The sequence below is a fragment of the Pseudarthrobacter sp. MDT1-22 genome, from assembly GCF_054511035.1.
Genome location: NZ_JBTNDK010000008.1, coordinates 59,209 through 69,742, shown reverse-complemented (window position 1 = coordinate 69,742; position 10,534 = coordinate 59,209). Strand labels below are relative to the sequence as shown.

The 10,534-nt window shown below is 67.6% G+C and carries 12 protein-coding genes and 1 riboswitch; of the genes, 4 read left to right on the top strand and 8 right to left on the bottom strand.

The window, feature by feature from the left end:
• Positions 1 to 60 precede the first annotated feature (60 nt).
• The 3 genes from ACX80M_RS08645 to hemE form a co-directional block, all read right to left on the bottom strand.
• Positions 61 to 822, bottom strand: a complete 762-nt coding sequence (locus ACX80M_RS08645; protein WP_252609017.1) for a hypothetical protein — start codon at positions 820 to 822, stop codon at positions 61 to 63.
• Positions 823 to 923: 101 nt separating this feature from the next.
• The gene (gene hemG / locus ACX80M_RS08640; protein ID WP_459309395.1) at positions 924 to 2,366 is read right to left on the bottom strand and encodes a protoporphyrinogen oxidase; all 1,443 of its coding nucleotides are present in this window, start codon (positions 2,364 to 2,366) and stop codon (positions 924 to 926) included.
• Positions 2,367 to 2,370: 4 nt separating this feature from the next.
• Positions 2,371 to 3,489 (bottom strand): uroporphyrinogen decarboxylase, encoded by a 1,119-nt coding sequence (gene hemE, locus ACX80M_RS08635; protein WP_252614434.1) that lies wholly within the window; start codon positions 3,487 to 3,489, stop codon positions 2,371 to 2,373.
• A gap of 158 nt (positions 3,490 to 3,647) precedes the next feature.
• On the opposite strand from hemE, the gene ACX80M_RS08630 reads away from it, so the two are divergent.
• Complete coding sequence (locus ACX80M_RS08630; protein ID WP_459309394.1) at positions 3,648 to 4,961, top strand: glutamyl-tRNA reductase; 1,314 nt, start codon at positions 3,648 to 3,650, stop codon at positions 4,959 to 4,961.
• A 9-nt stretch (positions 4,962 to 4,970) separates the two neighbouring features.
• Here the strand turns inward: ACX80M_RS08630 and moeB are convergent, their stop codons facing one another.
• A complete protein-coding gene (moeB, locus tag ACX80M_RS08625) occupies positions 4,971 to 6,170 on the bottom strand; it encodes a molybdopterin-synthase adenylyltransferase MoeB (protein WP_252614432.1) in 1,200 nt (399 codons plus the stop codon).
• 84 nt (positions 6,171 to 6,254) lie between these two features.
• Between moeB and ACX80M_RS08620 the strand changes: the two genes are divergently transcribed.
• The 3 genes from ACX80M_RS08620 to ACX80M_RS08610 are packed head-to-tail and all read left to right on the top strand — an operon-like array spanning position 6,255 to position 7,552.
• A complete protein-coding gene (locus ACX80M_RS08620) occupies positions 6,255 to 6,920 on the top strand; it encodes a TetR/AcrR family transcriptional regulator (protein ID WP_252614431.1) in 666 nt (221 codons plus the stop codon).
• A gap of 50 nt (positions 6,921 to 6,970) precedes the next feature.
• A complete protein-coding gene (locus ACX80M_RS08615) occupies positions 6,971 to 7,195 on the top strand; it encodes a DUF3107 domain-containing protein (RefSeq protein ID WP_131131451.1) in 225 nt (74 codons plus the stop codon).
• Between the two features lie 54 nt (positions 7,196 to 7,249).
• Positions 7,250 to 7,552, top strand: coding sequence for a hypothetical protein (locus ACX80M_RS08610; protein ID WP_252598283.1), 303 nt, complete (start codon positions 7,250 to 7,252; stop codon positions 7,550 to 7,552).
• A gap of 60 nt (positions 7,553 to 7,612) precedes the next feature.
• On the opposite strand, the gene ACX80M_RS08605 is transcribed toward ACX80M_RS08610, so the two are convergent.
• From ACX80M_RS08605 to thiO, 4 genes are all read right to left on the bottom strand, one after another.
• A complete protein-coding gene (locus tag ACX80M_RS08605) occupies positions 7,613 to 7,939 on the bottom strand; it encodes a 4a-hydroxytetrahydrobiopterin dehydratase (protein ID WP_252614429.1) in 327 nt (108 codons plus the stop codon).
• Between the two features lie 73 nt (positions 7,940 to 8,012).
• Positions 8,013 to 8,828 carry a thiazole synthase gene (locus ACX80M_RS08600; RefSeq protein WP_256472965.1) on the bottom strand — a complete coding sequence of 272 codons (816 nt, stop codon included), beginning with the start codon at positions 8,826 to 8,828 and terminating at the stop codon, positions 8,013 to 8,015.
• Positions 8,829 to 8,832: 4 nt separating this feature from the next.
• Positions 8,833 to 9,069: a sulfur carrier protein ThiS gene (thiS, locus tag ACX80M_RS08595; protein WP_058931870.1), complete on the bottom strand. Its 237-nt coding sequence runs from the start codon at positions 9,067 to 9,069 to the stop codon at positions 8,833 to 8,835.
• The gene (gene thiO, locus ACX80M_RS08590) at positions 9,066 to 10,412 is read right to left on the bottom strand and encodes a glycine oxidase ThiO (RefSeq protein ID WP_252598285.1); all 1,347 of its coding nucleotides are present in this window, start codon (positions 10,410 to 10,412) and stop codon (positions 9,066 to 9,068) included. The genes thiS and thiO overlap by 4 nt, the downstream gene beginning before the upstream one ends.
• A riboswitch (TPP riboswitch) is annotated at positions 10,403 to 10,523 on the bottom strand. It overlaps the preceding gene by 10 nt.
• Positions 10,524 to 10,534 lie beyond the last annotated feature (11 nt).

The window sequence follows — 10,534 nt, the reverse complement described above, 5'->3', positions numbered from 1 at the left end:
GAAGTGCTCAATGTCACACGTTCGGCGAAGCGTGGGTTGTGAGCCAATCCGGCACTGAGGTCAGATCTGGCGGATCCGGGCAAAAAGGAGGCCAGCGGCTCCGGCGGACCCCACCAGTCCCACACCAAGCCAGACCTTCGCGGGTTCGGCGGCCGCGGCTGCTGCCGTGGCGGACGCCATGTTGTCCCGGCTGGCAGGCGCGTTTCCGTGGCGCCCCGGTCCCGAAACAGGCGTGGCGTTGGTGCTGTGGGTGTCCGTGGGCTGGTCCGCAGCAGGATCGGCTTCCTGCGTCGCGTCGGCTGGGGTGCCGGGCTGGCCGTTCGGCTGCGTGCCTGCCGCTGAACCTGCGGCATCCGGGGACGTGCTGAGCGGCGCCGGAGCGCTCGACGTCGGGACGGCACCTTGGGGAGCCGTGCCCTGCGGAGTGGTGCCCTGCGGCGCTGGGCTGGCAGATGTCGACGGAGCGGACGACGTCGGCGCAGTTGACGTGGGGGCCGTGGACGTGGGGGCGGGAGACGGTGTAGCCGTGGCCGTCGGAGTGGACGATCCTGAGGGGGCCGGAGTCGGTTCCGGTGAGGCTTTGGCCTGTCCGCCGGAACCGCCCAGGAGTCCATTCAGCAGGCCACCGACCCCGGCGAGGTCCCCGTCGGCCGCAACCTCGGCGGACCCTGGGGGTTCGGCGCTGCCGTCAGCCGCCTGGGATGCCGGCACGCCGGCGGACAGGACCAGTACCGCTCCGACGGCAGCCGCTGCAGCGCCACGCCGGAGTCCCCCATGGATACTGGTCCGGGAACGGGAAAATTCGGACCTGTAAATAACCATAGTTATCGACCCTAGCCACATCAGGGGGTGGATTGAAAACCGGAAACTGCACCCCGGAGTGGTCCCTTCAAGGCCCATATTCCACTGAACAGGAGCGATGGTCAGCTGAGCAGGCTGCGAATTTCTTTTCGGGTATCGGCCACCACGGCGGCGAGTCCGTTGCCGGCCACCCATCCGCCCACAATGCCGAGGCCAGCCTCTGCCGCGCAGAGCTTCCTGACCTCGGCCACCCGGGCTTTGTGTCCTACGGCCGCGAACGGCAGGGCCCCTTGCCACCTGACAACATCCCAGCCAACGACGTCGGTCCCCTGCACCGGGACGTCCAGCAGGGCCGAAGCGTCGTGCAAGGCAGCAGCCAGGAGTTCAGTGTCGGCGGCTGGGGCGGAGCCGCCGGTTTCTGCGGTCGCGGGTTCCGAGGCTTCCAGGCGGCCGTACGAGAGCCGCAGCACGTGCGTCCCGGGACCTGCCGCAGCGGCGAGCCAATCCCACTTGGCGGTTGCATGCGTGAGGGCTTTAGCCTGGATGCCCGGCGTTTGGGGGGCCACGAGGATCCCGGTGCCCCGCGGCCGGCGGTCAAGTTCGGGCAGGTCCACCACCAGGGTAACGAGCCGGACTTCCGGCCCGCTTTCGGGGCTCCTGCCGGCGAGGGCGGGTACGGCCGCCTGAAGCAGCCCCACTGCGGCCGGGCCGGGCAGCGCCACCACCAGCAGGCCGCCGTCGTACGCTGCGTCACCGGCGGTGACCCGCCACCCGTCCGGCGTCCGTTCGACGGCGTCCGCGGCTGTTCCACTCATCAGGGTGACCCCGCGGCTGCGGAGATCGCTGAGCAGGGCCGACACCAGGGTGTGCATCCCGCCGTTGAGGCCGGCGACGGCGGAACCCGCCTTCGCAACGGACGGCTGGGTGGAACCGCGCCGCTGGGCGGCCACCGCGGCTGCGAGGGAACCGTGCTCACGGATTCCGGCCCGGAGGCCGGGGGCCACCATGTCCACGTCCAGGAGTCCGGGGTCCGCGGAGTGCACGCCGCCCACCACCGGGGCTACGAGGCGGTCCAACACGCGGCGGCCCATCCGGGCCCGCACCAGCGCCGCGACGCTGGTGACGTCCGCCGACGCGCCGATCGACGCCGGCAGGTACTTGTCCAGCGACGCCCGCAGCGAACCCGCAAATCCGAGGGACCGCCTGACCTCCGGGTCCCAAGGGTTGGCGGGAATGCCCAGGACTCCGGTCTTGGGCAGTTCGCGGGGGCCGTCCGGAAGCTGCACCCAGGCGCCGCCCGGGCGGGGCGCCACAACGTTGCCGCCGAGTCCCAGTTCAGCAGCAAGGTCCGCCACGGCTGAGGAGCGTGTGGCGAAGGACTCTGCTCCGCTGTCCAGGGTGAGGCCGGCCACCACGTGGCTGCCCACGCAGCCGCCCCAGGATGCTGTGGCTTCCAGGACGGTGACGGTGCGTCCGGCAGCTGCCAGCTCGCGTGCGGCCAGCAGGCCGGAGATGCCGCCGCCCAGGACGACGGCGGTCTGGGCCGGTGTCACGGAACTGCTCACGGTCCTACTCCGGGGAAATGGAGTGGATGAGTTCTACAACGCGGGTCAGGACCGTGGGGTCGGTTTCCGGCGGCACCCCGTGTCCAAGGTTGAGCACGTGGCCCGGCGCAGAAGCGCCGGCCGCAATGACCGCACGGACATGGGCTTCCAGCACGTCCCACGGCGCGGACAGCAGCGCGGGGTCGATGTTGCCCTGCAGCGGCACCGTTCCGCCCAGGCGCCGGTTGGCCTCATCCAGCGGAAGGCGGTAATCCACGCCCACCACGTCCACGCCGACGTCGCGCATGGCAACAAGCAGTTCGGAGGTTCCGGTACCAAAGTGGATCAGCGGCGCGCCGAGGTGGCGGACATGATCCAGCGCACGGGCCGAGGCCGGTGCCACGAACTTGGTGTAGTCGGCCAGGCCCAGCGATCCAGCCCAGGAGTCAAACAGCTGTCCGGCGGAGGCGCCGGCTTCCAGCTGGGCGCGGAGGAACATCCCCGAGGCGTCGGCGGCCCAGTTGGCCAGCGCCGTCCAGGTTTCCGGGTCCGCGTGCATCATGGTGCGCGGGCCCAGGTGGTCACGGGAGGGCTTGCCCTCCACCATGTAGGCGGCGAGGGTGAACGGGGCACCGGCAAAGCCGATCAGCGGGGTTTTGCCCAGCTCGGCGACGGTCAGCCGCACGGCTTCGCGGATCGGTTCCAGCGCTTCCCAGGTCAGCTGGGGCAGGGCAGCAACGTCTGCAGCCGTGCGCACCGGTTTGTCCAGCACGGGGCCCACGCCCGGCACAATGTCCACGCCGACGCCGGCGAGCTTGAGCGGAATGACGATGTCGGAGAAGAAAATGGCAGCGTCCACGTCATGGCGCCGGACGGGCTGCAGCGTAATCTCGGCCGCGAGCTCGGGCCGCAGGCAGGAATCCAGCATGGCCACGCCGTCGCGCACCTTCAGGTATTCCGGCAGGGAGCGTCCGGCCTGGCGCATGAACCACACCGGCCGCCGTGAAGGCTTGCCGCCACGGTAAGCGGTGATGAGCGGCGAATCTGCGGTGCGGCCGTCCATCAGCGGATGGCCGGCAGCAAGGGCTCTGTCGTTAGACGGGACACTAGACACGGCATTGGACACGGCGGAGCTGGAAGTCATGCCTTTGATTGTGCCCAAAATCGGCCCTAAAAGATAACGACAGCCTGTCACCTGGAGCCGCCCAGGACGCACCGTGGCAGGAATCACGGCCCTTCGCCGCCCGTTGCCGTTGGGCGGGTTGTTCTACCGGGCTACGAAAAAGCTATGATTGATCTGCTGTGGTTCTTTTTTCATTGGTGGCTACACACGCCGACATCGACCTTGAGACCGTTGCTCAACTGAGCAACGGTGCTTCTGGGATCGCTATATCCGCACTCTCCGGATCGCCGGCAGTGACGGGTGCGGTGGTGCTTGCCACCTGCAACCGGTACGAAATCTACGGTGAAGCGCCCCACGCTGACGATGTTGAGGCTGCCCGGGCGGCCCTCGTGTCCGAGATCAGCGGCCTCAGCGGACTCAACGAACAGCTCGTGTCTCGCTCCTTCAGCACACGCACCGGCCCCGAAGTCAGCCAACACCTTTTCGCCGTCAGCGCCGGGCTGGACTCCGCCGTCGTGGGTGAACGTGAAATTGCCGGCCAGGTCCGCCGCGCACTCATCACTGCCCAGCACGAGGGCACTGCCAGCTCCGGCCTGGTGCGCCTCTTCCAGGCCGCCTCCAAAACGGCCAAGGACGTCGGGGCGCAGACCGCCCTCGGCTCCAGGGGCCTGTCCATCGTTTCAGTGGCACTGGATCTGGCCACCGATCTTTCCGAGAGCCACGACTGGTCAGCGAAGAAGGCGGTGGTGTTCGGCACAGGCGCCTACGCCGGCGCCACCATGGCGCTGCTCCGCGAACGGGGCTGCACCGACATCTCCGTGTTCTCCTCCTCGGGCCGTGCCGAAGCGTTCGTCGCCACCCGCGGCGGAACAGCGTTGGACAGCGAATCCTTGCCGGTAGCCGTGGCCGCGGCCGACGTCATGATCGGCTGCAGCGGCTCCGACACCCGGGTCGAGGCCGGCGAACTTGCCGAGATCCGCGCCGGGTCTCCCCAGCCGCTGATCGCCATTGACCTCGCCCTCACCCATGATTTTGACCCGGAAGTCGGCCAGCTCGACGGCGTTGAGCTGCTTACGCTCGAATCCGTGCGTTTGGCGGCACCCCAGGAACAGGCCGAGTCACTGACCCAGGCCAGCGGCATTGTGTCCGGCGCTGCCCGGGCTTTCGAACAGGAACGGGAAGCGCGCTCGGTGGATTCCGCCATCGTGGCGCTCCGCCGGCACACCATGAACGTCCTGGACGCGGAGATGGAGCGCGTCCGTGCCCGCCACGGCTGCACGGCCGCCGCCGAGGAAGTGGAGTTCGCCCTCCGCCGGATGGTCAAGCAGCTGCTGCACGTTCCCACCGTCCGTGCCCGTGAGCTCGCCGCCAACGGCCAGCAGGACGACTACGTGTCCGCGCTCGAAACCCTGTACGGCATCACCGTGGAGCAGCCGGCCACGGCAGCGCAGGCGGAGTGCCCCGTGGACCACCGGGGCCTCGAAACCGCCTGACCCGCCCGGTCAGTAGACCGGCTTCTGCGGTTCCACGTCGCGCACCCAGGCCAGGATTCCGCCGTCGAGGTGGCTGACCCGCTGGTAGCCGGCCTTCCGCGCAGCCTCCAGCACTTTAGCTGACCGGGTGCCGGCCTTGCAGTGGAACACAATGTCCTTGTCCTGCGGAAGTTCCGCCCAGGCCTCCCCCGCGAGGATCCTGCCCTGCGGGATCAGCACCGAGCCGTCGATGCTCACGATGTCGTGTTCGCCGGTTTCCCTGACGTCCACCAGCTCGAAGTCCTTCAGGCCTGCCTTCCGGGATGCCAGCATGGTGGCCAGCTGGGTGGCCGTCACGGTGTGCTCGATGTCCGCGGCCGCGGCCGGGGTGATGCCGCAGAAGGCTTCGTAGTCCGTCAGCTCCGTAATGGGTTCGGCCGCCGGGTCCTTGGACACCCGGATCTCGCGCCAGCTGCCGCCCAGCGCGTCAAACAGTGCCACCCGGCCCAGGAGTGAACGCCCGACGCCGGTGATCAGCTTGACTGCCTCGGTCACCATGAGTGATCCCACAGCTGCGCAGAGCATGCCGAAGACGCCGCCCTCGCCGCAGGAGGGCACGGATCCGGCCGGCGGAGCCTCCGGATAGAGGTCCCGGTAGGTGGGTCCGTGCTTTTCCCAGAACACGCTGACCTGGCCGTCGAAGCGGAAGATCGAGCCCCACACATAGGGCTTGCCGAGGATGGCGGCGGCATCGTTGACCAGGTAGCGGGTGGCGAAGTTGTCCGCCCCGTCCAGGATCAGGTCGTAGTCCGCGAACAGCTCCAGTGCATTAGTGGCATCCAGCCTGACGTTGTGCAGCCGGACCTCCACGAGCGGGTTCAGAGCCGTGATGGCGTCCCGCGCGGATTCGATCTTGGGCCGTCCTACGTCGGTGACGCCGTGGATCACCTGGCGCTGCAGGTTGCTGAGGTCAACGTCGTCGTCGTCGATGATTCCCAGGGTTCCCACGCCCGCTGCCGCCAGGTAGAGCAGCGCCGGCGAGCCCAGTCCCCCGGCACCGATGACCAGCACCTTGGCGTTCTTCAGCCGGCGCTGCCCCACCGCTCCGATTTCGGGAATGATGAGGTGCCGAGAGTAGCGTTCCACCTCGGCCGGCGTCAGTTCACCGGCGGGCTCCACGAGCGGGTTAAGCGAGACAGAGGAATCATTTGCGGTCAAAGTCGAAGCCATACTTCAATGTATGCCCCGAGATGCCGCACGGTCATATTACCGCGCAGTATTGTGTAGGTAACGGCAAGGGAAAGTAGGGCAACTGTGGTCCATGAAGCACGGGCTGACCGGGCGTCCGGCGGGGAACCGCCAACACCTCAACGCACTACAGGGCAGCGCTCCGCCCGGCTTCCCCGGGACGAGCGCCGGGCGCAGCTCCTCGCGGCGGCCCAGGAGGTTTTTGTCGCCAATGGATACCACGGCGCCGCCATGGATGAAATCGCCGAAACGGCCCATGTCAGCAAACCGGTGCTGTACCAGCACTTCCCGTCCAAACGCGAGTTGTATCTTGCCCTGCTGGACAGCCATCTCGCGTCGCTGACGGACCTGATGCTCGGCGCGCTGAGCTCCACAACCGACAATGACGAACGTGTCCAGGCGGTTATGCGCGCTTACTACCGCTTTATCGCCAGCGACGACCAAGCCCACCGCCTGGTCTTCGAATCGGACCTCATCAACGATCCCGATGTCAGTTCACGCCTCGAGACATTCAACAAGACGTTCGCGGACGCCGTTGCCCGCGTGATTGCCGAGGACACCAAGCTGCCCCAGCTGGAGGCGCAGCTCCTGGGCCGCGGCCTGGCCGGTATGGCCCAGGTCAGCGCGCGGTATTGGCTTGAAACGGACGGGAACCTGGACCTCGATGTGGCCAGCGACCTCATTTACCGTTTAGCTTGGCGCGGAATCTCACGCTTCCCCAAAGAGTCCTAGACTACAAATGAGAGAACCCAAGAAACTTTGATTGGCTGGGAGGCCCCCTGTTGGAAATTAAGATCGGCATTCAGAACATCGGCCGCGAAATCGTCCTGGAATCGGCTCAGGATGCTGACGCTGTAGCCACGGTCGTTGAAGAAGCCATCACCAAGGGCACCGACCTCCGCCTCAAGGACGACAAGGGACGCATCATCATCGTTCCCGGCAACGCCCTGGGCTACGTGGAAATCGGCGCCGAAGAGGCCCGCAAGGTCGGTTTCGGCCAGTTCTAGCACGTCCGTGGCCAGCCGCTTTGGCGGCTGGCCACTGCTTTCCGAGGAGATTCAATGCTTTCGCTGACCATCGTTGTCCTGGTCACTGTGGCCGCAGGCTTTGTTGTCTGGGCCAATGACAAGCGCCATACCCGGTACGGGACGGGGTTGCCCGCAGGGGTCGCCGTTGTGGTGGGCGCGGTCAGCTGGACCATCTTCATGGCGGCAGGTCTTGGCTACCAGCCGGGCCTGACGTGGATTCCCTGGGTCCTGCCCATGGCGCTCGGCACCGTCGCTGCCATCGGGACGGTCATCTACCTGGGACGGACGCGCCAAAGCCACGATGCGCAGCGGCTGACGCAGGCGCTCAAACTGTAGTTCGGGCTCGTTTCTTAAGTACCGGTGACCACCACCCAGCAGGGTGGTGGTCACCGTCGTTTAACCCACCGGTTGGGCAGTGGCGCCGAGCCGGGCTGCAGCAGCACTCACAGCCGCCGCAGCAGCGGCATCCCGCTCCGTGACCTCGCCGCCGGCGTCGTGGGAGGTGTAGCGGAGATGCACCTTGTTGTAGCGCCATTCAAGGTCCGGATGGTGGTTCTGCTCTTCCGCCAGGCGTCCGACGGCGGCAATCAGCTCCAGTGCGGCTGCCGCCGTCGGCGTCTTATAGACAGCGACCAGCCCGCCCAGCCGGTACTGCCAGCCGGGCAGCGCGGCGAGGACGGCGTTGATCCGCTCGCGCGTGAGTGTGTCTTTCCTGCCGGCCACAGGGGCCTCCTTGGCTCGTCTGGTGAGCCCGCCCCGGCGTTTGATCGACGGCGCCTGGCCTGGGGAAGCCGGCCTAGAGAAACTCTGCCCGGCCTTCCAAGGCCGATGACGCCAGGGCGTGCTCGCGGCGCGGAATCCTGCCGGCCGCTTTCGCCAGCCTACCGGCGATGACGGCGTGTTTGAAGGCCTCCCCCATAAGTGCCGGGTTCTGCGCACGCGTGACCGCGGTGGCCAGCAGCACGGCATCACAGCCAAGCTCCATGGCCAGTGCGGCGTCGGATGCCGTGCCGATGCCGGCGTCCAGCACCACGGGCACCGAGGCGCGCGAGACGATCAGTTCGATGTTGTGTGGATTCAGGATTCCCAGGCCGGTGCCGATAGGCGCTCCGAGCGGCATGACCGCGGTGGCACCCAGGTTTTCCAGCCGCAGGGCCAGGACCGGGTCATCGTTGGTGTAGGCGAACACTTTGAAGCCCCGGTTTACCAGCTGTTCCGTGGCGTCCACGAGCTCCACGGCGTCCGGCAGCAGCGTCTGTTCGTCGGCGATGACTTCCAGCTTGAGCCAGTCGGTTTCCAGCGCTTCGCGGGCGAGTTCCGCCGTCATGACCGCGTCCCGGGCGGTGAAGCAGCCTGCGGTGTTGGGCAGGATCCGGATCCCGCGGTCCACCAGGAGCTGGAAAAGGGACCCAGATTCGGCCGGCGAATAGCGCCGCATGGCCACCGTGGTCAGTTCGGTTCCGGACGCCAACAGGGCAGCGCCCAGCCCGTCCAAGCTCGGGGCTCCCCCGGTGCCCATGATGAGGCGGGAGCCGAGCTCGACGCCGTCGATGACCAGCCTGTCGGCGGCCTCGGGCGAGTTCTGTGTGCTGATATTGCTGGTTACTGTCATGGTGTCAGCCTCCCTGGACTGCTGTGACCAGTTCGACGTCGTCACCTTCGGCGAGCGCCGTGACGAACCACTGGCTGCGGGGTACTACTTCGGAGTTATGGGCGACGGCGACGCCGAGTTTCTGCCCGTCTGTTGCCTGGCCGTTGGCTGCAAGCGGACGGCCTGTGATCTGGCTGATGAGGGTGGTGATGGAGGCGTCGTCCGCCACGGAATGGCGCGAGCCGTTGAGGGTGATGTTCATGCTGATTCCTTCTGTGGGTCGAGGTCCTTCATGCTGCTGATGTCCTTGGGTGGGGACTGTGTGCCGGCTACGTGGTGCTTTCCTGAAAAGCGGGCCGGGCTGAGGGCCCCCCATCGAGGATCCGTCCGGCCGTCCAGCAGGTCCCGGCAGATGGCCGCCGCCGCCGGCGCAAGCAGCACTCCGTGGCGGAAGAACCCGGTGGCAACGATCAGCCCGGCAACGTTCCCCGCGTTCCCCCTCCCTGGTGCGGAAACCGGTACGCGGCCGAGGAGAGGTGCGTTGTCCGGGGTCGCCGGCCTTGCCCGGGCCGTGCATTCCAGGAGTTCAAGCTCCGAGACGGCCGGCACCAGGACTTGGGCGTCACGCAGCAACTGATAGACGCCGCCGGCCGAGACAGCGGCGTCGCCCGTCCCTGCGAGGGCATCCTCTCGCTGCGTAGCCCCGATCACCACCGTGCCGTCCTGCCGGGGAACGATGTAGACCGGCACACCATGGACCATTCCGCGGACAGTGGAGGTGAGGAGCTGGCGCAGGTGCCGCGGAACAGCCAGCCGCAGGATGTCACCGTAGACGGGCCGCAGGGGCAGGTGCAGTCCAACCGGGAGGCCATCCAGCGACCCCGCCTGCAATCCGTTGGCCACGATGGTCTCCCCGGCCTGGACGCTTCCGCCGTGGGCGAGCCTCGCCCCGCTGACACGGCCGTCCTCCCAAAGAAGGGAAGCAGCCCGTTGGTCAACGGCGAATCCCCCGCGGGCACCTGCCACGGCTGTTCCTGCTCCCGGTTCGTGGATGGCCAGGACTTCCTGGAGGCACGCCACCAGCTTCCGTGGATCCACCTGGTGGTCGGCGGGGATGTCCAGGGCGCAGGATATGGCCGGGCTGAGCAGGGATTCCCTGGTCCTGGCCTCACGGACAGTCAGGGGTTCCACCACCAGGCCGCTGGCCTGCTGCACGGCCCGGAGGTCCATCAGCGCCCGGCGGTCCGCAGCGTCCGCGCCGATGGCGAGGGTCGGCGTCGTCAGATATCCGGTATCGCCAGCCCCGGCCAGGGCGAGGTCCGCCGCAAAGGCAGGCCACAGGCCGGAAGATGCAAGCATCAGCTCAAGGAGGTCTTCCTCCTGGTAATGCAGTTCGCTCACAGGGGCCAGCATGCCGGCGGCTGCCCAGCTGGCGCCGTTGCCGGGCGCGTCATCGATCAGCACGACGGAACGGCCGGACCGCCGGACTTCCCAGGCTATGGCGTGGCCGATGACTCCGCCGCCGATGACGGCCACGTCCGCGTGCAGGGCGGTGGCCGGGCTGGCTGGTGCAGGCTCAGGTGGGCTGCTTATTGCGGGGGGCATATGTTCCTTCCCTACGCCGGTACTAGCCGGATCAGGTCAAGCGGTCGGCTCTGACGCCCTCTCAGCCCGGCCGCTTTGTGACGGCTGCAACGGGCTCCCGCAGTACCCGCCCAGTTTAGGGG